This is a genomic window from Pseudoxanthomonas sp. 68-E7 (genome assembly GCF_057773145.1).
In genome coordinates this window covers 294,070-316,328 of sequence record NZ_JBYMTI010000002.1, presented here as the reverse complement: position 1 = coordinate 316,328, position 22,259 = coordinate 294,070, and the positions used below count along the sequence as shown (strand labels likewise).

21 protein-coding genes are annotated in these 22,259 nt (G+C 68.0%); 14 read left to right on the top strand and 7 right to left on the bottom strand.

What is annotated here, in order from left to right; translation table 11 throughout:
- Window positions 1–73: 73 nt before the first annotated feature.
- The gene (locus tag AC3DE2_RS06020) at window positions 74–559 is read right to left on the bottom strand and encodes a DUF7004 family protein (RefSeq protein WP_295383022.1); all 486 of its coding nucleotides are present in this window, start codon (window positions 557–559) and stop codon (window positions 74–76) included.
- 6 nt (window positions 560–565) lie between these two features.
- Window positions 566–1,519, bottom strand: a complete 954-nt coding sequence (gene pip / locus AC3DE2_RS06015) for a prolyl aminopeptidase (RefSeq protein ID WP_488425454.1) — start codon at window positions 1,517–1,519, stop codon at window positions 566–568.
- A gap of 160 nt (window positions 1,520–1,679) precedes the next feature.
- Between pip and AC3DE2_RS06010 the strand changes: the two genes are divergently transcribed.
- On the top strand, window positions 1,680–4,052 hold the full coding sequence (locus AC3DE2_RS06010; RefSeq protein ID WP_488425453.1) for a Tex family protein: 2,373 nt from the start codon (window positions 1,680–1,682) through the stop codon (window positions 4,050–4,052).
- A 771-nt stretch (window positions 4,053–4,823) separates the two neighbouring features.
- Here the strand turns inward: AC3DE2_RS06010 and AC3DE2_RS06005 are convergent.
- Window positions 4,824–5,759, bottom strand: coding sequence for an MBL fold metallo-hydrolase (locus AC3DE2_RS06005; RefSeq protein ID WP_488425452.1), 936 nt, complete (start codon window positions 5,757–5,759; stop codon window positions 4,824–4,826).
- A 51-nt stretch (window positions 5,760–5,810) separates the two neighbouring features.
- Window positions 5,811–6,446, bottom strand: coding sequence for an NAD(P)-dependent oxidoreductase (locus tag AC3DE2_RS06000; RefSeq protein WP_488425451.1), 636 nt, complete (start codon window positions 6,444–6,446; stop codon window positions 5,811–5,813).
- 103 nt (window positions 6,447–6,549) lie between these two features.
- Between AC3DE2_RS06000 and AC3DE2_RS05995 the strand changes: the two genes are divergently transcribed.
- From AC3DE2_RS05995 to AC3DE2_RS05960, 8 genes are all read left to right on the top strand, one after another.
- Window positions 6,550–7,476, top strand: a complete 927-nt coding sequence (locus AC3DE2_RS05995) for a LysR family transcriptional regulator (RefSeq protein ID WP_295382361.1) — start codon at window positions 6,550–6,552, stop codon at window positions 7,474–7,476.
- A 72-nt stretch (window positions 7,477–7,548) separates the two neighbouring features.
- Window positions 7,549–8,166, top strand: coding sequence for a transcriptional repressor LexA (gene lexA, locus AC3DE2_RS05990; RefSeq protein WP_295382362.1), 618 nt, complete (start codon window positions 7,549–7,551; stop codon window positions 8,164–8,166).
- Window positions 8,142–8,795 carry a translesion DNA synthesis-associated protein ImuA gene (imuA, locus tag AC3DE2_RS05985; protein WP_295382397.1) on the top strand — a complete coding sequence of 218 codons (654 nt, stop codon included), beginning with the start codon at window positions 8,142–8,144 and terminating at the stop codon, window positions 8,793–8,795. The genes lexA and imuA overlap by 25 nt, the downstream gene beginning before the upstream one ends.
- Before the next feature lie 7 nt (window positions 8,796–8,802).
- Entirely contained in the window at window positions 8,803–10,224 is a 1,422-nt protein-coding gene (locus AC3DE2_RS05980; RefSeq protein ID WP_488425450.1) for a Y-family DNA polymerase, read from the top strand.
- On the top strand, window positions 10,221–13,457 hold the full coding sequence (locus tag AC3DE2_RS05975) for an error-prone DNA polymerase (RefSeq protein ID WP_488425449.1): 3,237 nt from the start codon (window positions 10,221–10,223) through the stop codon (window positions 13,455–13,457). The genes AC3DE2_RS05980 and AC3DE2_RS05975 overlap by 4 nt, the downstream gene beginning before the upstream one ends.
- Window position 13,458: 1 nt before the next feature.
- Window positions 13,459–14,025, top strand: coding sequence for an alpha-ketoglutarate-dependent dioxygenase AlkB (locus tag AC3DE2_RS05970; protein WP_488425448.1), 567 nt, complete (start codon window positions 13,459–13,461; stop codon window positions 14,023–14,025).
- Between the two features lie 49 nt (window positions 14,026–14,074).
- Entirely contained in the window at window positions 14,075–14,524 is a 450-nt protein-coding gene (locus tag AC3DE2_RS05965; protein WP_488425447.1) for a helix-turn-helix transcriptional regulator, read from the top strand.
- Between the two features lie 115 nt (window positions 14,525–14,639).
- Complete coding sequence (locus AC3DE2_RS05960; RefSeq protein ID WP_488425446.1) at window positions 14,640–15,176, top strand: DUF4199 domain-containing protein; 537 nt, start codon at window positions 14,640–14,642, stop codon at window positions 15,174–15,176.
- Between the two features lie 3 nt (window positions 15,177–15,179).
- On the opposite strand, the gene AC3DE2_RS05955 is transcribed toward AC3DE2_RS05960, so the two are convergent.
- Entirely contained in the window at window positions 15,180–15,809 is a 630-nt protein-coding gene (locus AC3DE2_RS05955; protein ID WP_295382371.1) for a TetR/AcrR family transcriptional regulator, read from the bottom strand.
- Between the two features lie 79 nt (window positions 15,810–15,888).
- Between AC3DE2_RS05955 and AC3DE2_RS05950 the strand changes: the two genes are divergently transcribed.
- The gene (locus tag AC3DE2_RS05950; protein WP_295382373.1) at window positions 15,889–16,266 is read left to right on the top strand and encodes a cupin domain-containing protein; all 378 of its coding nucleotides are present in this window, start codon (window positions 15,889–15,891) and stop codon (window positions 16,264–16,266) included.
- Between the two features lie 16 nt (window positions 16,267–16,282).
- Here AC3DE2_RS05950 and AC3DE2_RS05945 read toward each other — a convergent pair whose 3' ends face one another.
- Both AC3DE2_RS05945 and fdhD read right to left on the bottom strand, forming a co-directional pair.
- Window positions 16,283–17,218 carry a Dyp-type peroxidase gene (locus AC3DE2_RS05945; RefSeq protein ID WP_488425445.1) on the bottom strand — a complete coding sequence of 312 codons (936 nt, stop codon included), beginning with the start codon at window positions 17,216–17,218 and terminating at the stop codon, window positions 16,283–16,285.
- Window positions 17,219–17,251: 33 nt separating this feature from the next.
- Window positions 17,252–18,088, bottom strand: coding sequence for a formate dehydrogenase accessory sulfurtransferase FdhD (gene fdhD, locus AC3DE2_RS05940; RefSeq protein WP_488425444.1), 837 nt, complete (start codon window positions 18,086–18,088; stop codon window positions 17,252–17,254).
- Window positions 18,089–18,296: 208 nt separating this feature from the next.
- Here fdhD and AC3DE2_RS05935 point away from each other — a divergent pair, with 208 nt between their 5' ends.
- The 4 genes from AC3DE2_RS05935 (at window position 18,297) to AC3DE2_RS05920 (ending at window position 22,250) form a co-directional block, all read left to right on the top strand.
- The gene (locus AC3DE2_RS05935) at window positions 18,297–20,600 is read left to right on the top strand and encodes an FdhF/YdeP family oxidoreductase (protein ID WP_488425443.1); all 2,304 of its coding nucleotides are present in this window, start codon (window positions 18,297–18,299) and stop codon (window positions 20,598–20,600) included.
- Window positions 20,597–21,511 carry a DnaJ C-terminal domain-containing protein gene (locus AC3DE2_RS05930; RefSeq protein WP_295382381.1) on the top strand — a complete coding sequence of 305 codons (915 nt, stop codon included), beginning with the start codon at window positions 20,597–20,599 and terminating at the stop codon, window positions 21,509–21,511. Before AC3DE2_RS05935 ends, AC3DE2_RS05930 begins: the two co-directional genes overlap by 4 nt.
- On the top strand, window positions 21,508–21,783 hold the full coding sequence (locus AC3DE2_RS05925; RefSeq protein WP_488425442.1) for a chaperone modulator CbpM: 276 nt from the start codon (window positions 21,508–21,510) through the stop codon (window positions 21,781–21,783). The genes AC3DE2_RS05930 and AC3DE2_RS05925 overlap by 4 nt, the downstream gene beginning before the upstream one ends.
- Window positions 21,784–21,902: 119 nt before the next feature.
- Window positions 21,903–22,250 (top strand): hypothetical protein, encoded by a 348-nt coding sequence (locus AC3DE2_RS05920; RefSeq protein ID WP_488425441.1) that lies wholly within the window; start codon window positions 21,903–21,905, stop codon window positions 22,248–22,250.
- The last annotated feature ends 9 nt before the right edge of the window (window positions 22,251–22,259 follow it).

The window sequence follows — 22,259 nt, the reverse complement described above, 5'->3', positions numbered from 1 at the left end:
AGGAAGGGCCGCGCAAGCGGCCCTTCCTGTTTTCACATCTTGGCGGGTGGTTTCGATTGCCGTCGCGCCGAATTCAGAATCCTCGCCGGCGACACTCGCCATCCAGTCGCCGGGCGTCGATATTGCGGCTGTAGTTCGCCGCCTCCGTGGCCGGCATGCCCTCGATCAGCGCCTGGTACATGCCCAGCCGCTTGATGCGCCGGCCAAGCGGACCGTTGGCCTTGTTTTCCTCCGCCACCATGCCGGCGTAGAGGATGGTGAACAGTTGGTCCACCAGCAGCGCGTCCTCGCCATAGGCGGCCGACAGCCCGGTGATCCAGGCCAGCACGGCGGGACTGGCCTGGGCGCCGGTGCGGTCGTAGACACGCACGAAATCCTCGTACAGGCGATAGGCGCCATGGCGTTCCGCCAGCGCCTGAAGCTCGCCGAAGTACCAGGCGTCGCGCGGGGCGAAGCGGGGGGAGCCCGGTGGCGTCAGGTAGACGCACCAGTCATCGAACTGGCCGCGGTCGAACTCGATCAGCGCGCCGTCGGCCAGGGTCTTGAAATGCCGGCGCATGCGCGGTCAGGCGAACCGGTCGGCCAGCGCGTCGGTGGCCTGCACCAGCGCGTCGACGATGGCCGGATCCGCGGCGCTGTGTCCGGCCAGCACCACCCGCAGCTCCGCTTCCGGCCAGGCCTGCGCCAGATCGTGGGCGCTCTTCATCGGGCAGATGATGTCGTAGCGCCCATGCACGATGGTGGAAGGAATGTGGCGGATGCGGTCGATGCCATGCAACAGCTGATCCGGTTCCAGGAACACGTGGTGGCGGAAGTAGTGCGCTTCGGCGCGGGCGACGCTGACGGCGACCTTCGGATCCTCGAAGTTGCCGGCTTCCTCCGGATCGTGGATCAGGGTGGTGCTGCCGCCCTCCCAATTGCTCCAGGCGCGCGCGGCGGCCAGCTGCACGTCCGGATCCGGGCTGTCCAGGCGGCGCCAGTAGGCCTCGACCATCTCGTCGCGTTCGGCTTCCGGGATGTGGGCCAGGTAGTTCTCCCAACGCTCGGGGAAAATCCAGCGCGCGCCGCCGTCCAGTTCGTTGAACCAGCGCAGCTCGCCCGGGCGGCCCAGGAAGATGCCGCGCAGCACCAGTCCGAGCACGCGTTGCGGATGCGCCTGCGCATAGGCCAGCGACAGCGTGGAACCCCAGGAGCCGCCGAACACCACCCAGCGTTCGATGCCGAAGTGCCCGCGGATCCGTTCGATGTCGGCGACCAGGTGCCAGGTGGTGTTGTCGCGCAGCTCGGCGGGCGGGGTCGAACGGCCGGCGCCGCGCTGATCGAACAGCACGATGCGGTAACGCGCCGGATCGAAGAAGCGCCGATGGTAGGCCGACAGACCCGCGCCGGGGCCACCGTGCAGGAACAGCACCGGCAGGCCGTCGGGATTGCCGCATTCCTCGATGTACAGCGTGTGCAGGTCGTCCATCGCCAGCAGGTGGGTGCGATAGGGCTCGATATCGGGGTACAGCTCGCGCACGTGCGTCATCCTTTCCGTTTCATGGAAGGATAGCGCAGCCCCGTCCGCGGCCGTGCGGCCCTAGCTGAATTTCCCTGCCTGTCAAGCCGTTTCGCATGTGGTCCGGGGTTGCCACAATCGGCATCCCACCCGGACCACCGGGTCATTTCCGACGGAAGCAATGCAAGACAAGAATCCGAAGCTGGCCCTGCAGATCGCCCAGACCATCGCCACCGAGATCGGCGCCCAGACCGCGCAGGCGCGTGCCGCCATCGCGTTGCTCGACGAAGGCGCCACCGTTCCCTTCATCGCGCGTTACCGCAAGGAAGTCACCGGCGGACTGGACGACACCCAGTTGCGCAACCTGGAAACGCGCCTGACCTATCTGCGCGAGCTGGAGGACCGGCGCGCGGCGGTGCTGGCGAGCATCGAGGAGCAGGGCAAGCTGACCGGTGAACTGCGCGCCGACATCGAGGCCGCCGACAGCAAGGCGCGCCTGGAGGATCTGTACCTGCCATACAAGCCCAAGCGTCGCACCCGCGCGCAGATCGCGCGCGAAGCCGGCCTGGAGCCGCTGGCCGACGGCCTGCTGGCGGATCCCTCGCAGGCGCCGGAAACCGCGGCCGCAGCCTACGTGGACGCGGAGAAGGGCGTGGCCGACATCAAGGCGGCGCTGGAAGGCGCGCGCGCGATCCTGATGGAGCGCTGGGGCGAGAACGCGGCGCTGGTCGGCGAACTGCGCGACTGGATGCACGAGATCGGCGTGATCCGCGCCCGCGTGGCCGAAGGCAAGGAAACCGAAGGCGCCAAGTACCGCGACTACTTCGACCACGCCGAATCGCTGGCGAAGATTCCCTCGCACCGGCTGCTGGCGCTGTTCCGCGCGCGCCGGGAGGAAATCCTGCTGCTGGATCTGGATCCGGGCAACGAGGCCGAAGCCGGGCACTTGCTGGCCGAAGGGCGCGTGGCCAAACATGCCGGCGTTTCCGCGCAGGGCCGTCCGGGCGACAAGTGGCTGCTGGACGCGTGCCGGCTGACCTGGCGCGCCAAGCTGCACATGCACCTGCTGCTGGATCTGTTCAATCAGGCGCGCGAGAAGGCCGAGGCCGAGGCGATCGCGGTGTTCGGCGACAACCTCAAGGATCTGCTGCTGGCCGCGCCGGCCGGCCCCAAGGCGGTGCTCGGGCTGGATCCGGGCCTGCGCACCGGCGTGAAGGTGGCGGTGGTGGATCGCACCGGCAAGCTGGTCGACACCGCGACCATCTATCCGCATGAACCCAAGCGCCAGTGGGATCAGTCGCTGCACGTGCTGCGCGCGTTGTGCGCGAAGCACCAGGTGGAACTGATCTCGATCGGCAACGGCACCGCCAGCCGCGAGACCGACAAGCTGGCCGGGGATCTGATCAAGCTGGCGCCGGAACTGAAGATGCAGAAGATCGTGGTCAGCGAGGCCGGCGCCTCGGTGTACTCGGCATCCGAATTCGCCGCGCGCGAATTCCCGGGCCTGGACGTGAGCCTGCGCGGCGCGGTGTCGATCGCGCGCCGACTGCAGGACCCGCTGGCCGAACTGGTGAAGATCGAACCCAAGGCGATCGGCGTCGGCCAGTACCAGCACGACGTCGACCAGTTCAGGCTGGCGCGCGCGCTGGACGCCAGGGTCGAGGACTGCGTGAACGCGGTCGGCGTGGACGTGAACACCGCCTCGGCGGCGCTGCTGACCCGCGTGTCCGGGCTGTCCTCCAGCGTGGCCGACAACATCGTGATCTACCGCGACGCCAACGGCGCGTTCCGGTCGCGCAAGGATTTGCTGAAGGTGCCACGCCTGGGCGAGAAGACCTTCGAACAATGCGCCGGCTTCCTGCGCATCGCCGATGGCGACCAACCGCTGGATGCGTCCTCGGTGCATCCGGAAGCGTATCCGGTGGTCGAGCGCATCCTGGCCAGGTGCGGCCGGGAAGTGAAGCAGATCATCGGCGACGCCGGCTTCCTGCGCGGCGTGCGCGTCGAGGAGTACACCGACGAGAAGTTCGGCGTGCCGACCGTGCGCGACATCCTCAAGGAACTGGAGAAGCCCGGCCGCGACCCGCGCCCCGAGTTCAAGGCCGCGCGCTTCGCCGACGGGGTGGAAGACATCAAGGACCTCAAGCCCGGGATGATCCTGGAAGGCGTGATCAGCAACGTGGCCGCGTTCGGCGCGTTCGTCGACATCGGCGTGCACCAGGATGGCCTGATCCACATCTCCGCGCTGGCGGATCGCTACGTCAAGGACCCGCGCGAGGTGGTCAAGGCCGGCGACATCGTCAAGGTGCGGGTGCTGGAGGTGGATATCCCGCGCAAGCGCATCGCCCTGACGCGGCGACTGGATGACACACCGCCGCCGGTGCGTGAGGACCGTGGCGCGCAAGGCGCACGCGGGAACAGTGGCGGCGGAAACGGCCCGCGCAACGGCCGCGACGGCGGCGGACGCGGGCAGGGCGGCGCAGCACGCACCGCCGCGCCACCTGCCGACAACGCGCTGGCCGCAGCCTTCGCGCGTGCCCGCAGCAAGGATTGATCGCGCGATTCGTGTTTCCTTCCCCCGCATGCGGGGGAAGGTGCCGAAGGCGGATGAGGGCAAGCCGCTGGAGCGGCATCACGCGAAAGGCGCCCTCATCCGGCGCTTGCGCGCCACCTTCTCCCGTAAACGGGAGAAGGAAAACGGGAAGGGAACGAGTGCACTTTCATCCTGCATTCCTTCTCCCGCATACGGGGGAAGGTGCCGAAGGTGGATGAGGGCAAGCTGGTGGAACGGCATCGCGCGAAAGGCGCCCTCATCCGGCGCTTGCGCGCCACCTTCTCCCGTAAACGGGAGAAGGAAGCAACCAGTTTCCTTCCCCCGCATGCGGGGGAAGGTGCCGAAGGCGGATGGGGGCAAGCCGCTGGAGCGGCATCACGCGAAAGGCGCCCTCATCCGGCGCTTGCGCGCCACCTTTTCCCGTAAACGGGAGAAGGAAGTAACCAGTTTCCTTCCCCCGCATGCGGGGGAAGGTGCCGAAGGCGGATGGGGGCAAACCGGCGGAGCGGCATCACGCGAAAGGCGCCCTCATCCGGCGCTTGTGCGCCACCTTCTCCCGTAAACGGGAGAAGGGTGTAGCAGGTTTCTTCCCCCGCGTGCGGGGGAAGGTGCCAAAGGCGGATGGGGGCAAGCCGCTGGAGTGGCATCACGCGAAAGGCGCCTTCATCCGGTGCTTGCGCGCCACCTTCTCCCGTAAACGGGAGAAGGGTGTAGCAGGTTTCTTCTCCCGTTTACGGGAGAGGGGACAGGGCTTGAGGCCAGCGTTTCCGCTCAGGGCCAGCGCATCTCACCCTTGCTGACCTTGGCACTGAGTTCCAGCGAAGGCATGCCGCCCAGTTCCGGATAACGCGCCTTCATCGCCGCGATCAGCGCGGCCGAATCCTCCGCCTTGGCCGCTTCCGCGTCGTAGGCGCGGATGTAGTCGCCAGTGAAGCGCACGGCGTCCAGGCCCTGCGGTGCGCCCGGTTCGAAATGGCCGGGAATCACCGTCCCCGGCTTCAGCGCGGCGATCCGATCCAACGTGGCCAGCCAGTCGGCATGCGATTGCGGCGTCTGGGTATCGGCCATCCATACATGCTCACCGGCCATCACCGGAATGCCGCCGGCCACCGTGCGGATCGAGGGAATCCAGACCACGCTGCGGTCCGGGGTGGGGCCATCCAGGCCGATGATCCGCAGTTCCTGGCCCTCCAGGGTCAGGCGATCACCCGCCAGCGGCTCCGGCACGACGATCTGCTTGGGTGCGCCCGCGCCGAGGATCGGTCCCCAGTGCGCCAGCTTGCCGGCGCTGGTTTCCCGTATGTGGGCGATGGTCTGCGGCGTGGCCAGGATCTTCGCGTCCGGGAAGGCGGCTTTCAGCGTTTCCAGGCCGAAATAGAAATCCGGATCGCCATGGCTGATGTAGATCGTGGTCAGGCGCTTGCCGGAGGCCTTGATCATCTCGACCAGTTTCGCCGCGTCGACGGTGGAGAACTGCGCGTCGATCAGCACCGCGTCCTCGCGGCCGCTCAGCAGTACCGAGGACACCGCGAAGATGCCGTCCGGGCCGGGGTTGTAGATCTCCAGCTTCAGCGGTCCGGCGACCGACTCGGCGGCTTTCGGTACCGCCATGGCGGTGTCGGTGGACGATGGCGCCTGGCCGCCGCAGGCGGCCAGCGACAGGGCGAGCGCCAGCGCGCTCATGGATTTCAGGGCAAGGGCTTTCATGGACATCGTTTCCTGGTCGGTGGATGCGGGCGGAGGAAATTCGCGCAGCGCTCAGTAGGCGGCCGTGATGATCTGGCGCGGATGGCGCGCCTGCTCGATTTCGGCGACGAAGGCATCGGCGTAGTCGGGGTAGCTGATCGCGCTCTTGCCACCGGTATCGGCCAGCAGCTTGCCGGCCTGGGTGCGGAACCGGCCGCGCGCTTCGCCGGGGCCGATTTCGGCGGCGGGCGAGAAGAAGGTCCAGGCCAGATCGTCGGCGTCCTGGAAAAGCTTGAGCGCATCACGATGCGCCAGCGCGACCGGCTTGTAGGCGGCGGGGAAATCCGGAACGTCGACCAGCTGCACGCCAGGCGCCACTTCCAGGCTGCCGGCGCCACCCACCACGACAACGCGGGGCACGCCCGCCTCGCGGGCGGCGGCGATCAGGGCGTCGCTGACATCGACGAGGGTGGATTCGGCGCCGGGCTGCGGGCCATATGCGCTGGCCAGCACGTCGTGGCCGCGCACGGCGGCGACCAGGGCGTCGTGATCGTCCAGCGGTGCGATCACGATGCGGGCGCCCTCCAGTTCGGCGGGCAGGTCGCCATCGCGGCGGACGATGGCGGTGACGTCATGGCCCCGGGCGAGGGCGTGGGCGGCAATGTGGCGGCCGATTTTGCCGGTGGCGGCGACGAGGGCGATTTTCATGGGGAACTCCGGGTGGGCGGGAAAGTGGGGCCACTGTAAGGAGCTGAAAGCGAACGAAAAACCGCGTATAAGGCACTTGTTTGTTGCATGAATCGAGCAAGTCATGGACCGGATGACCGCAATGGGGGTGTTCGTCGAGGTCGCCGAGCGCGGCAGCCTGACCGCCGCCGCCGAGGCGCTGGACATGTCGCGGGCGATGGTCACCCGTTACCTGGCCGAACTGGAAGACTGGCTGGGGGTGCGCCTGTTCCATCGCACCACCCGCCGGATCAGCCTGACCACGCCGGGCGAACAGGCGCTGGAACGCTGTCGCAAATTGCTGGAACTCGGCGCCGATCTGCAGGCCTCGGTCGCCAGCGACACGGACACGCCGCTGCACGGGCAACTGCGACTGACCTGCAGTACCTCGTTCGGGCAGAGCCAGATGGCGGCGGCGGTGGTGGAGTACGTCGGCCAGCACCCGGGCGTGCGCATCGACATGCTGCTGCTGGATCGCACGGTCAACCTGGTCGAGGAGCGGGTGGATCTGGCCATCCGCATCACCCATGAACTGGATCCCAACCTGATCGCCCGCCGGCTCAGCACCTGCCGCTCGCTGCTGTGCGCCTCGCCGGACTACCTGGCCCGGCGCGGCGTGCCGGTACGCGTGGAGGACCTGACCACGCACGACTGCCTGACCCATCACTTCGTCGGCAAGAGCCTGTGGCACCTGCGCCGCGAAGGCCGCGAGATGGCGGTGGCGGTGGGCGGCGGGATCAGTGCCAACGAGGCCAGTGTGCTGCTGCAGGCGGTGCGCAGCGGCGGCGGCATCGCGATGCTGCCGACCTACCAGGCGGCGGATTATCTGGCGCGCGGCGAACTGGTCGCGGTGCTGCCGGACTACGACATTCCGCCGATGGGGATTTTCGGCGTCTACGCCACCCGCCGGCTGATGCCGCCGCTGGTGCGCTCGTTCCTGGATTTCCTGGCCGGACGTTTCGGCGAGGCGCCGGAATGGGACCGGGCGCTGTTCCCGGCCGGGACGGCCTAGGAAAGCACGCTCGGGAGGCCGATTCAGGTTTTCACCCTTGGCTTTCACCTGATTAGGTGAAAAGATTCTCGCGTGAGCCTGACCCTGACCCATCGCCAAGCCGCCATCCTGGAAGCCGTGCGCCTGCACCTGGCCGAGACCGGCAGCGCGCCGACCCTGCAGGAAATCGGCGCGGCGGTCGGCATCGGCCACGTCAGCGCGGTGTTCAAGCACCTGGAAGCGCTGGAGAAGAAGGGCTATCTGGTCCGCGATCCCAGTCGGCCGCGCGGCATCCGCCTGATCGAGGCGCGCATGGAACGCGACGACGTGATCAGCCTGCCGCTGGTGGGACGGGTCGCGGCGGGCCAGCCGATCCTCAACGACGGCGAGACCGAGGCATTGCTGCACGTGGATGCGGCGCTGTTCCGGATGCGCCCGGATTACCTGCTGCGCGTGCAGGGCGACTCGATGCGCGACGACGGCATCCTCGATGGCGATCTGGTCGGCGTGCGCATCACCCCCGACGCGCATCACGGCCAGACGGTGGTGGCGCGGCTCGGCGACGCGGGCATCACCATCAAGCGCCTGCACCGCACCGCCACCGAACTGCGCCTGCTGCCGCGCAGCGCCGGCCATGTACCGATCGATCCGGATCCCGACGAGGATTTCGCCATCGAAGGGCTGTACTGCGGTTTGATCCGGCGCGACTGATGGGCAGCGTCGTCGCCCTGGAATCCCTGCTGGCCGCGCAGACCCTGTGGCACGCGGGCCGCAGCGCCGTCGCTCCGGCCGAGAGCGAGAGCACCGGCCATCACGAACTGGATCGCCTGCTGCCGCAAGGGGGCTGGCCGCGCGGCGCGCTCACCGAACTGCTGCTGCCGGCCGATGGGGTGGGCGAGATCGGCCTGCTGATGCCCACGCTGGCGCGCCTGACACGGGCCGCCGGCGCGGTGGTGCTGATCGCGCCGCCGTACCTGGCCTATGCGCCGGCCTGGCAGGCAGGCGGCGTGGATCTGGCGCACCTGCATCTGGTCGAGGCCGCCCCGCGTGATGCGCTGTGGGCGTTCGAACAATGCCTGCGCAGCGGCGCCTGCGCGGCGGTGATCGGCTGGCCCTCGACTGCCGACGGGCGTGCCCTGCGGCGATTGCAGGTGGCCGCCGACAGCGGCGATTGCCTGGGCTTCGCGCTGCGCGATCGCCGGCATGCGCTCAATGCCTCGCCGGCCGCGCTGCGGCTGGAATACGCCCGCGAAAAAGGCCGCACGACCGGTGCCTGGCACGTACGCAAATGCCGGGGCGGGCATCCGCCCGCACAGGCGTTCGCCTGGACGGGTTCGTGAGCCGCGCATGCTCTGGGCCTGCCTATTGCTGCCGCAACTGGCGCTGGACGCCGTCCTCCGCCGTTGCCCCGATCCCGGAGCAGCGCTGGCGCTGGTGACCGGCCCGGCGCAACTGCGCACGCTGCACGCCGTCAACACCGCCGCCGCGCAGGCGGGCCTGCGGGCCGGCATGCGCCTGACCGCCGCGCATGCGCTGCAACCGGATCTGGCACTGGCCGAATACGACCCGCAGGCCGAGGCGCGCTGGCATCGTTTCCTGGCCGCATGGGCTTATCGCCACAGTTCGCTGGTGAGCGCGCAATGGCCCGGTTGCCTGGTCATGGAAGTGCGCGCCAGTTTCCGCCTGCTGGGGCCGTGGCCGCGGTTCGAGGCGCGGCTGCGCGAGGAACTGCATGCGCTCGGTTTCAACCATCGCATCGCGCTGGCGCCGACGCCGCGCGCGGCGCGCGTGTTCGCCGGCCTGCGCGATGGCCTGGCGATGATGCAGGCGCCGGCCATGCACGAGGTGCTGGATCGGGTGCCGGTCCGACGCGCCGTGTTGCCGGACGACGCGGGCGAACGCCTGCATCGCATGGGCATCCGCGATCTGCGTAGTCTGCGCGGCCTGCCGCGCGACAGCCTGCGCCGGCGCTTCGGCCTGCCGGTGCTGGAGCACCTGGATCGCCTGTATGGCGAGGCCGACGAGCCGCTGTCGTATTACGCGCCGCCGGATCATTTCGACGAGCGGGTGGAACTGGGCTACGAAGTGGAAAGCCACACCGCGCTGCTGTTCCCCCTGCGCCGGCTGATCGGCGATCTGTGCACCTACCTGTCCATCCGCGACGGGGGCGTGCAGCGGTTCCTGCTGCGGCTGGAGCACGAGGAAGGGCATACCGATGTGGAGGTCGGCCTGCTGTCGGCCGAGCGCGAACCGGCGATGCTGTTCGAACTGACCCGCAACCGGCTTGAACGCGTATCCATTCCCGCGCCGGTGGTGGCGGTGCGGTTGCTGGCGCGCGAACTGCCGCCCTTCGTGCCGGCCACGCGGGATCTGTTCGATCTGCACGCGCAGCAGACGCTGCCCTGGCCACAACTGCGCGAACGCCTGCGCGCGCGGTTGGGCGATGATGCGGTCCACCAGGTGGCGCCCACCGGCGATCCGCGCCCGGAACGGGCCTGGCGGCGACTGCGTGGCGACGAGCGCGCGGACATCGCCCCGGCGCCCGCGCGACCGCCGCGCCCGGCCTGGCTGCTGCCGCAGCCGATACCGCTGCGGGATCCGCGCCCGCGCATCCTGTCCGGGCCGGAACGGTTGGAAAGCGGCTGGTGGGACGGCGACGACGCGCGCCGCGACTACTACGTGCTGGAAACCTCGCAGGGCCAGCATGCCTGGGCGTTCGCGCCGCCGGGTGAGCGCGATCACTGGATGCTGCACGGGTGGTTTGCATGAGCCGCGAGCAGGAACGCGATACCGATTCGCCCGGTGGCCGCCCCCCGCGCGCCTGGGAAGTGGCGCAGCGGCTGGGACTGGCGGCGGCCAACGACGATGCCGTCGTCGCCGACGATTTGCCGGCCTACGCCGAGCTGCATTGCCTGTCGGACTTCTCCTTCCTGCGCGGTGCGGCCAGCGCGGAAGAGTTGTTCGCGCGCGCCAAACAATGTGGTTACAAGGCGCTGGCGATCACCGACGAATGCTCGCTGGCGGGCATCGTGCGCGCGCTGGAAGCCTCGCGGGCGACGGGGTTGAAACTGGTGGTGGGCAGCGAGTTCCGGTTGTTCGACGGCCTGCGGCTGGTACTGCTGGTGGAAAACCATCACGGCTACACGCAACTGTGCCGGCTGATCACCGCAGGCCGTCGCGCCACCACCAAGGGAAGCTATCGGCTCACCCGCCAGGATGTGGAAAGCGTGCTGGCCGAAGGAGCGTGCGGCCTGTTCGCGCTGTGGCTGCCAGCGCGCGTGCCGGAGCCGGAACAGGGAAGGTGGCTGCAACGGGTATTCGGCGAACGTGCCTTCCTGGCGGTGGAACTGCATCGCGACGAGGACGACGATGCCCGCCTGCAACGATTGCTGGCATTGGCGGCGGAGCAGGGCATGACGCCGGTGGCGACCGGGGATGTGCACATGGACGTGCGTCGGCGGCGCGCCCTGCAGGACACCATGACCGCGATCCGTCAAGGGCTGCCCTTGAGCGAGTGCGGCGAGCATCTGTTCCGCAACGGTGAACGCCACCTGCGCACGCGGCGGGCGCTGGGAAATATCTATCCGGCCGCGTTGCTGGAGGCGGCGGTGCGACTGGCGGAGCGCTGCACTTTCCATCTGGACGAACTGGAGTACCGCTATCCCGTCGAACTGGTGCCGGAAGGCCATACGCCGGCCAGTTGGCTGCGCGAGCTGACCGAGCGTGGCATGCGCGAACGCTGGCCGGGGGGCGCTCCCCCCAAGATCAGGCAACAGATCGAAGGCGAACTGGCGCTCATCGCCAAGAAGGGGTACGAAGCCTTCTTCCTGACCGTCCAGGACATCGTCAGTTTCGCCAAAGCACAGGACATCCTCTGTCAGGGGCGGGGTTCTTCCGCCAATTCGGCGGTGTGCTTCGCGCTGGGCATCACCGTGGTCAATCCCGACGAGACCCGCCTGCTGATGGCGCGTTTCCTGTCGGAAAACCGCAACGAGCCGCCGGACATCGACGTGGACTTCGAGCATGCGCGGCGCGAGGAGGTGCTCCAATACGTCTACGACAAGTACGGCCGCGAGCGCGCGGCCATCGCCGCCACCGTGATCCGCTACCGCGGCAAGAGCGCGGTGCGCGACGTCGCCAAGGCGTTCGGCCTGCCGCCGGACCAGATTGCGTTGCTGGCCGACTGCTATGGCTGGGGCAACGGCGATACGCCGATGGAACAGCGCCTGCGCGAGGCCGGCTTCGATCCGGACAATCCGCTGATCGCGCGGGTGCTGGCGATGACCGCACTGCTGCGCGGGCACCCGCGCCATCTGTCCCAGCACGTCGGCGGCTTCGTGATCAGCGACGCGCCACTGTCCACGGTGGTGCCGGTGGAGAACGCGGCCATGGACGATCGCACCATCATCCAGTGGGACAAGGACGATCTGGAAACCATGAAGCTGCTCAAGGTGGACTGCCTGGCGCTGGGCATGCTGACCTGCATCAAGAAAGCGGTGGATTTGATTGAAAAGCATCGTGGCCGCGTCATCGACCTGGCGCGGATACCGGGCGGCGACTCAGGTACCTACGATCTCATCCAGGCCGCCGATACCGTCGGCGTGTTCCAGATCGAGTCGCGCGCGCAGATGAGCATGCTGCCGCGATTGAAACCGGAGAATTTCTACGATCTGGTCATCGAGGTGGCCATCGTCCGCCCCGGTCCCATCCAGGGCGACATGGTGCATCCCTATCTGCGGCGGCGGCAGAAAAAGGATCCGGTGGTCTACCCGTCTTCCGGAATCGAGGAAATCCTCGGGCCGACCTTGGGCATCCCCCTGTTCCAGGAACAGGTAATGGAACTGGTGATCCACGCCGGTTATAAGGAAGCGGAAGCAGACGGACTGCGCCGCTCGATGGCGGCCTGGGGACGCGGCGGCGACATGGAGCCGCATCGCGCCCGCATCCGCGAATTGATGGAGGGAAAAAAATACTCCTCCGAATTCATCGACCAGATCTTCGAACAGATCAAGGGCTTCGGTTCCTACGGCTTCCCGCAGAGCCATGCGGCCTCGTTCGCCAAGCTGGTCTACATCAGCAGTTGGCTGAAACGGCACGAGCCGGCCGCGTTCACCTGCGCACTGCTCAACGCCCAGCCGATGGGCTTCTATTCGCCCAGCCAGATCGTGCAGGACGCGCGGCGCGGGCGGGGCGGGCGCCTGCCGGTCGAGGTGCGGCCGGTCGACGTGCTGCACAGCGATTGGGATTGCACGCTGGAAGGCGGCCGCTTCTACATCGATGACAAGGACGATGCCGGCCAGCCGGCAATCCGCCTGGGCATGCGCCAGATCAGCGGGCTGTCGAAGGCGATGGCGAATGCGATCGTCGCGGCCCGTGCGCGCCAGCCATTCCGGGACGTGCGCGATCTGTGCCTGCGCGCGCGCCTGGACGAGAAGGCCCGGCATGCCCTGGCCGAGGCCGGCGCGCTGGAAGCGCTGGCCGGCAATCGCCACGCCGCCCGCTGGGCGGTGGCCGGCATCGAGCGCCAGCGTCCATTGCTGCCCGGCAGTCCGGACGAGGAGGACATCGTGTTGCCGGCGCCACGCACCGGCGAGGACGTGCTGTCGGATTACCGCGCGCTGGGATTGACCCTGCGCACGCACCCGCTGGCACTGCTGCGTGAGCGCCTGCAGGCCGAGCGCGTGCTGGACTCGCGCCAATTGCAGGACATGCCGCACGGGCGTGGCGTGCATGCTGCCGGCATCGTCACCCAGCGCCAGCGACCGGGTACCGCCAGCGGTGTCATTTTCGTGACCCTGGAAGACGAGCACGGCGTGGTCAACGTGGTGGTCTGGCCGCACCTGGCGGCGCGCCAGCGCAAGGCACTGCTGGGCGCGCGCCTGCTGTCGGTGCGTGGGCGATGGGAACACGTGGATGGCGTGCAGCACCTGATCGCGGCCCATCTTGCCGACATGAGCGACTGGCTGGGCGATCTGGTCACCACTTCGCGGGACTTCCACTGAGATGGACCTGTTCGCCACGCCCATGCAGCAGTTGGTCGAAGATGCCCAGGGCGGGATCCGCTATTGGCCGGATTTCGTCGACGAGGTGCGGGCATGGCGGTGGTTCCAGGCGCTGCAGGCGGGGGCCGCCTGGACCCACCTGCAGCGGCCCATGTACGAGAAGGTGGTGGACGTGCCGCGCCTGCTGGCGAACTACGACGTCGGAGCGCTGCCCGCGGACCTGCCGCTGGCCGAGATGCTGGCGCGGGTGCGGGCGGTGGTGCCCGCACCCTACAGCCGGGTGGGCATGAACCTGTATCGCGACGGTCACGACAGCGTCGCCATGCACAGCGACAAGCTGCACATCCTGCGCGAGGGGCACCCGATCACCCTGGTCTCGCTGGGCGCGCCGCGTCGCATGCTGATCAAGGCCAAGGGAGAGGGTCACAAGGCCATCGCCATCGATCTGCAACCGGGCAGCCTGCTCAGCATGAGCCATGCCTCCCAGCTCACCCACGAACATGGCATTCCCAAGACCCGCCGGTCGCAGGCGCCGCGCATCAGCGCGGTATTCCGGGTGCGGCCATAGCGTCGCCGCGCCTTTTCCCCGGCGAGGGCTTGGCGGACAATCCGCCCGCATGAACCGACGCCACGCCCGGATGTCATCCGCCACCGGCAAGCGGACCGCCCTGTACGGCGGGGCGCTGGCGGTCGCGGCGCTGGGCCTGCAATGGCTGGACTACCAGCGGTTGGCACGCACCCACTGGGACGATTTCTACACCGGCCTGATCGCGCTGGCCTTCCTCGCGCTGGGGATATTCGTCGGTGCCCGCCTGTTCGCCGGTCGCCATCGCCCGCCGGCCTTCGACGGCAACCCGAAGGCGCAGGACAGCCTGGGCATCAGCGATCGCGAACGGGCCGTGCTGCTGGAACTGGCGGCGGGTCGCTCCAACAAGGAAATCGCCCGCGAATTGCACATCGCCCCGAGTACGGTGAAAACCCACGTGGCCCGGCTGTATGAAAAGCTGGGCGCGCGCCGGCGGACCGAGGCGGTGCGGCGCGCGCGTGAGCTGGGACTGCTCCCCTGAACAGGGCAATGACGTGCCATCCTTGGGGGAAACGGGCGAAATCACCCGTTTGGCCGATTGCCGCAGGCAGGGCCGGGTTGCCCAATGACGCCGTTTCCCATCCGAGAGGTGTCCCATGTTGCGCAGGATCCTGTCCTACGGTCTGCTCGCCGGCCTGATTGCCGGCGGCGTGCTGTCCCTCATCGTGCTGACCGTGCAGGACGCCCTCCCGTCCGGTTACAGCATGGCGATCGGCTATCTGACCATGCTGGTCGCGCTGAGCCTGGTGTTCCTGGCGATCAAGCGCCACCGCGACCGTGAAGGGGGCGGAGTGATCCGGTTCTGGCCGGCGTTCGGCCTGGGCCTGGGGGTGAGCTTCGTCGCCAGCGTGATCTACATGCTGTCCTGGGAGACTGCGCTCGCGATCAGCGGGCTGGATTTCGCCGACACCTATGCCAGGGCGATGATCGAGGCGCAACAGGCCAAGGGCGCCAGTCCCGAGGCGCTGGCCAAGCTGGCCGCCGACATGGAGGTGTTCAAGGCGCAGTACGCCAATCCGCTGTTCCGCCTGCCGATGACCTTCATCGAGATCTTCCCGGTCGGCCTGCTGGTCTCGCTGATCTCGGCCGCCATCCTGCGCAACCCGCGGGTGCTGCCGGCACGGCAGGGGTGAGGCTCAGGCCTTGCGCAGGTAACGCACCAGCAGGGCGGTGACTTCGTCGATGTAGGCGTCCGCGCGATCGCCGGACACCATTTCCGGCCGCAGCACCACCGCGGCATGGGTGAGCGCCTCCACCGTGGACACGGCGATGAAGGTTGCCGTGTCCAGATCCTGCACGCGCAGTGCCTGCCGGTGGCTTTCCAGGTACTGGCGGATCAGCGCGTAGACCTCGCGATCGATCGCCTCGATGTTCTCCAGCAGGCCCACCCTTGGCGTCTGCTCGACGAGCACCCGATGCAGGCGCGGATTGATGCGGTGTGCGTCGATCATCACCCGCACCAGTTCGCGGGTGGCCAGATCCAATGGCTCCTGCGCGACCCGGGCCAATGCGTCGCGGATGCGCTGCATCATCTCCTGCATGTGCTGGCCGATCACGCCCGCGACCAGCGCTTCCTTGCTCGGGTAGTACTGGTAGAGCGAACCGATGCTCACCCCCGCGGCCTGGGCGATGCGGTTGGTGCTGGCGCGGTCGTAGCCTTCCTTGACCAGAATGCGAGCGGTCGCTTCCAGCAATGCGTCCACGGTGGCGCGGGAACGTTGCTGGGTTGCGGTTTTGCGGGGTTTCGTCGCGGGTTTGCGGGCCATGGCGGTCGACGGGAAAGCGAGTAGACAAGGCGAGCTATCACTCACATTCTATCCATGCTTTCATCAGGCAGACAAATCCATGCTGACGTTTGATCCGCAGGAGCGCGTGGTCGGCTTCGACGATGCCCGCCGCGCGTCCGATATTCCGCTGGACCGGCTGAGCCGGACCGACTCCGAATGGCTGGTGGCGCTGATCGACATCGTCGATGACCGTTCGGTGGATGCGGCGTTCTGGGAACGCCATCCGGCGGGCGACAAGATCCTCTACGTGCTGGAAGGCGGGATCGCGGTGACGCTGGCCCCGGAAGGCGGACAGGAAACCACGGCCAGGGTCGGCGCGCCCGGCGCCTGCGTCATTCCGAGAGGCACCTGGTATCGCCTCGGCGTGCTCTCGCCAGGGCGGATCCTGAGCGTGACGCCAAGAGTGGGTACGGAAGACCGCAGATGCGTGGAGTGAAACGGAGCGGGTCTGATCAATCCCCGCCTGCCGCGTTTTCCAGGAAATCCGCCGAAGGTGCGAAGAACAGCGAACCGGTCACCGCCTTGCTGAAATCCAGCAGCCGATCGTAGTTGCCCGGCGGATTGCCGATGAACATGTTCTCCAGCATCTTCTCGATGCGCGAGGGCGAACGCGCATAGCCGATGAAGTAGGTGCCGAATTCGCCCTTGGCGGCGTCGCCGAAGGACATGTTGTCGCGCAGGATCTCCAGTTCCTGGCCATCCTCGACCAGCGAGGTCAGCGCATTGTGGGCGTAGCTGGGCTTGGTGGCGTCGTCCAGTTCGATGTTCGACAGCTTGGTGCGGCCGACGATCTTTTCCTGCTCGGCCACCGGCACCGCGTTCCAGCCGCCCAGGTCGTGCAGGTACTTCTGCACGATGACGTAGCTGCCGCCGGCGAAGGCCGGATCCTCGACGCCGACCAGGGTTGCGTCGAGCGCGGCCTGGCCCACCGGATTTTCGGTGCCGTCGACGAAGCCGATCAGATCGCGATTGTCGAAATAGCTGAAGCCGTGGACTTCGTCCGCGCCGGTGACCGCGTCGCCCAGCCGTTGCATGACCACGGTCGCCAGTTCGAAACACAGATCCTGGCGTGCGGCGCGGATGTGCAGCAGCAGATCGCCGGGCGTGGCGACGGCGTGGTGCTGGCCGTGCAGTTCGCGGAACGGGTGAAGTTCGCGAGGGCGGGATGCGCCGAACAGATCGTCCCAGACCTCCGAGCCGAACCCCATCACGCAGGACAGGGTGCCCTCCGGCACGCGTGAGCCTATCGCGCGCACCAGTCCCGCCATGTCGGCGCACAGGGCACGGCAGGCCTGCGCATGCCGCGGGCCGCGGGCCAGGGTGACGACGAGGAAGATGGCCGCGCGGGTCACGGGGGTGGTCACGGACTGGGCGAGTACGGCTTGCACGAAAACTCCTGCAGGGGATGGGGACGAAGTGCCTCACGGGCGTGCGCGCAGGCGCTCCGGGAAGGTATAGACGTTGTAGCCGTCGGCGCGGGCAAAGCCAACCAGGCAGACTCCGGCGCCGCGGGCCAGTTCGACGGCCAGCGCGGTCGGCGCCGACACGGCGACGATGAAGCCGATGCCGGCGCGGGCGGCCTTGACCACCATCTCGTAGCTGGCCCGGCTGGAGATCAGCAGCATGCCGGCGGCGGGATCATCGCCTTCGCGCACCATCGCGCCGATCAGCTTGTCCAGCGCGTTGTGCCGGCCCACGTCCTCACGCACCCGGCGTATCCGGCCCTCGGCATCGGTCCAGGCGGCGGCATGGGTGGCGCCGGTGGCCGCGTTCAGGGGCTGATGGAGCGCCAGGGCGTCCAGCGCCTGCCGCAGGGCCGTGCTGTCGAAGACGAGGGTGGCGTCGACCGGGGCCGGAGCCTGGACGACATCCTCCAGTTCGCGGGTGCCGCACAGGCCACAGCCGCCGCGTCCGGGGAGGTTGCGGATCGAGTCGTCGTCGAAATGGGCGCCGGCGGCGCTGGCCGATACCGACATCGCCAACTCGATGCCTTCGACCCGCGGATGGATCTTGATGTCCAGCAATTCGCCTACCTGCGTGATGAGCCCTTCACTGAGCGAAAACCCCAGCGCGAAGTCTTCCAGATCGCAGGGCGTGGCCATCATTACCGCGAACGAGCGGCCGTTGTAGCGCAGGGCAACGGGGACTTCCTCGGCCAACCGGTCGGTCACGGTTTCCACGACGTCTCCCTGCCGGCGCTGGATCCTGCGGACGGCGCATCCGGGCATGGGCGGCGCGGGTTCGCCGGAATCGAGCATGGCTCTCCACCTCCGGTGGATGGCGGGTTGGATGAATGCCATTGCGTCGGCGACACGTGGCCAGCGCGGATGGTGGGCCGCAGCGTAGCTCATCCGGCGCGGCGACGGCGAGAGCGGCCACGCCATGCGGATTCATCACGGCAAGGTGGAGCGTGGGCTCCTAAAGTGCTTAACTGATGGCGTCCTCGGGTTATGGGAGCGTCCGGCCATGAGCGAAAAGAAACCTCCCCGATACAAGCCCTACGACCAGCCCGCCGGTGGCTGGGGCGCGGCGGCGGCCACCGCCAAGGTGCTGCTGGAGCAGAGCGTGGTCGCCAAGGGCTCGCGCGCGTTGCTGGCGATGAACCAGCCCGGCGGCTTCAAATGCCCCAGTTGCGCGTTCCCGGACGCCGACCACACCAGGAAGCTGGAGTTCTGCGAGAACGGGGTGAAGGCACTGGCCTTCGAGGCCACACAGGCACGCGTCACCCGCGAGTTCTTCGCCAGGCACACCGTCTCGGAACTGATGGAACAGTCGGACTACTGGCTGGAGATGCAGGGCCGCCTGACCGAGCCGATGCGCTACGACGCCGCGACGGATCACTACGTCCCCTGCGACTGGGACAGCGCGTTCGCCCTGATTGCGCGGCACCTGCGGTCGCTGGAGAGCCCGCACCAGGCCGAGTTCTACACCTCCGGCCGGACCCCCAACGAGGCCGCGTTCCTGTACGCGATTTTCGTTCGCCAGTTCGGCACCAACAACTTCCCCGACTGTTCCAACATGTGCCACGAACCCACCAGCCGCGGCCTGCCGCCGGCCATCGGGGTGGGCAAGGGCACGGTGGTGCTGGACGATTTCGAGCACGCCGACGCGATCTTCGTGATGGGCCAGAACACCGGGACCAACTCACCGCGGATGATGACCCACCTGGTCGAGGCCCGGAAGCGCGGGATTCCGATCGTCGCGGTCAATCCCATGCCCGAGCGCGCCCTGATCCGGTTCACCGAGCCGCAGGATGTGGTGCAGATGGCGACGTTCGGGTCCACCGAGATCGCCAGCGAGTTCGTCCACATCCGCATCGGCGGCGATCTGGCCCTGCTCAAGGGCATGATGAAGGTGGTGTTCGAACGGGAGGCCGCGGGCGAAGCCGTGCTCGATCACGCATTCCTGCATGAACACACCGAGGGCCTGGAGGCCATCCGCGCCGACGCGCTGGCGCAGGACTGGGGCGAGATCGTGCGGGTGTCGGGGGTATCGGAGGCGCAGATCCGCCGGTGCGCCGAGATCTACATCCGCGCCAAGGCGACCATCATCTGCTATGGCATGGGATTGACCCAGCACCAGCAGGGCTCGCGGCTGGTGCAGCAGGTCGCCAACCTGCTGTTCCTGCGCGGCAACTTCGGCCGACCGGGCGCGGGCATTTCACCCATCCGCGGCCATTCCAACGTGCAGGGCGATCGCACCGTCGGCATCGACGAAAAACCGTCGCCGGCCTATCTGGACAAGGTGCGCGAGGTGTTCGGCTTCGAACCGCCGCGCGAGCACGGCCACCACACCGTGGAGTCCATCGAGGCGATGATGGACGGCAGCGCCAAGGTGTTCATCGGCCTGGGCGGCAACTTCGTGCGTGCGGTGCCGGACACGGATCGCGCCTATGCCGCCATGCGCAAGCTCGATCTGACCGTGGGCATCGCCACCAAGTTGAACCGGGGGCATCTGGTGCATGGCAGGAATGCGTTAATCCTGCCGGTGGTGGCGCGCTCGGAACGCATCGTGACGGCGGCGGGCGAGCAGTTCGTCACCATCGAGGATTCGATGTCCAACGTCACCGCCTCGCGCGGGGTACTGGAACCGGTGAGCGGGGATGTGCTGCCCGAGGTGGAGATCGTGTGCCGGATGGCGCGGGCGACCCTCCCGGATAGCCGGATTCCGTGGGAGGACTACCGCGCGGACTACGGACTCGTCCGGGACCGCATCGCGGCGGTGTATCCGGCGATCTACACGGGATTCGCCGATCGCATCCGCGAGCCGAAGGGATTCCACCTGGATGTCGCGCCGCGCCGGCGGATCTGGCTCACCCCCAACGGCAAGGCCAATTTCCTGCTGCTGGAGGGACTGGAGGTCAACGACCCCATCGCCGATCCGTCGATGCTGCGCCTGGCCACCGTGCGTTCGCACGATCAGTTCAACACCAGCATCTACAGCTACAACGATCGCTATCGAGGCGTGTACAACGATCGCATGGTGCTGTTCATGAACCTGGAGGATCGGCGCGCCCGCGGGCTGGCGAAGGAAGCGCGCGTGGCGCTGGAAACCATCAGCAACGATGGCCACCTGCGCCGGGTCGAAGGACTGACCGTGCTGGACTACCCGATGCCGCGCGGTGCGCTGGCCGGCTACTACCCGGAATTGAATCCGTTGCTGCCGCTGGATTACTACGACCGTATCAGCGGCACGCCGGCGGCCAAGTCGATTCCGGTCCGGGTGATCGCGATGGAAGCCCCGGAGGCATCCACGGAGGCGGGGCCGTGAGCAATCCCTATGACGTGCTGGGCGTGGCGCCTTCCGCTTCGGCCGAGGACATCAAGAAGGCCTACCGCCGGCTTGCGCGCAAGCTGCACCCGGACCTCAATCCCGGCGACAAGGCGGCGGAGGAACGCTTCAAGGAGGTCGCCGTCGCCTATCGCCTGCTCGGTGATGCCGAACAGCGCAGGCGCTACGACGCCGGCGAGATCGACGAGACCGGCGCCGAGCGGCCACAGCATCGTTACTACCGCGACTACGCCGGCAGCGACCACGGCCAGGGTTACGGGGATGATGCGGATTACGCGGGCTATGCGGATTTTGCCGAGGGCGACGACCCGTTCGCCGAGCTGCTGCGAAGGAGCGCGCAGGCCCGCGCGCGACGGCGCGGCCAGGACCTGCATTACCGGTTGGCCATCAGCCTGGCCGATGCCATCAACGGCACCCGCACGCGGCTGACCCTGCCGACCGGCGACACCCTGGATGTCAGCGTGCCGGCCGGTGTGGTATCGGGACAGACACTGCGCCTGCGCGGCAAGGGCGCTCCCGGCGGCGAACAGGGCCAGGCCGGCGATGCGCTCATCGAACTGGATGTGCAGCCGGACCCCCGCTTCAGCCGGGAGGGCGACGATCTGAGCCTGGAAGTACCCATATCGTTGCGCGAAGCGGTGCTGGGCGGCCCGGTGCGCGTGCCCACGCCCACCGGCCATGTCGAGCTGACCGTGCCGCCCGGATCCGACGGCAGCAGCCGGTTGCGGGTGAAAGGACACGGCCTGCCGCGCCGCGGTGGTGGGCGCGGTGACGAGTACGTCCGCCTGCGCATCGTGCTGCCCCGGGGCGAGGACGCCGAACTGAAGGAATTCGTTTCCCGATGGAGCGCGGGCCAGACCCACGTACCGCGCGAGGAGCATCCGGCATGAACATCGACGTCGAGGATTTCCTGTCCCAGTCCGGCATTCGGCGCGAAACGTTGACCGTCTGGATCGAGAAGGCCTGGATCACCCCCGCGCAGGGCGTCACCTGCGTCGAGTTGACCGAAGTGGACGTGGCGCGTGCCTACCTGGTCCGCGATCTGTCCGACGATCTGGGCGTGAACGAGGAGGGCATCGATGTCGCCCTGCACTTGCTCGATCAGATCCACGGACTGCGCCGGCTGCTGGCGCAGCTGCGCGGGGAGATCAAGGGCGGGTAGGGTGGATGCGCGCTCGCCTCTCCCTTGGAAGACAGCGGAACGAAGGGAATGGCCCTTCGCCGCATGGCCCCTGCCGATGGGCCGCCCGCCGCCCCCCAACCGATAACTACAGGAACGGCATGTCCACCCGCGAAGATCTCCTGGCGCATCTCTGGACCGAGGTGATCAACCTCCAACTCCGGCCGGAAGGCCTGGCCCAGCTGATCGCATACGCGAAGCAACGGCCGGAGGATCCCTTCGCCGACAGCGGCCCTGCCCTCGAACGCCTGTTCGCGCTGGGGGCCGATCCCGGGGACATCTGCCTGCTGATGCGCAACACCGCCTACGAGGCGGTGTTCTCGACCCTGTACGCGTTGGGCGATCCGGGCGTCGACGGCAACGATGTCTTCATGCTGCACGAGGATCTGCTGTCGGCGGATCCCAGCGGGATGGAAGGGCGTCCCGGATCCGCGTTTCGGCGCGGGTGACCATGCCGG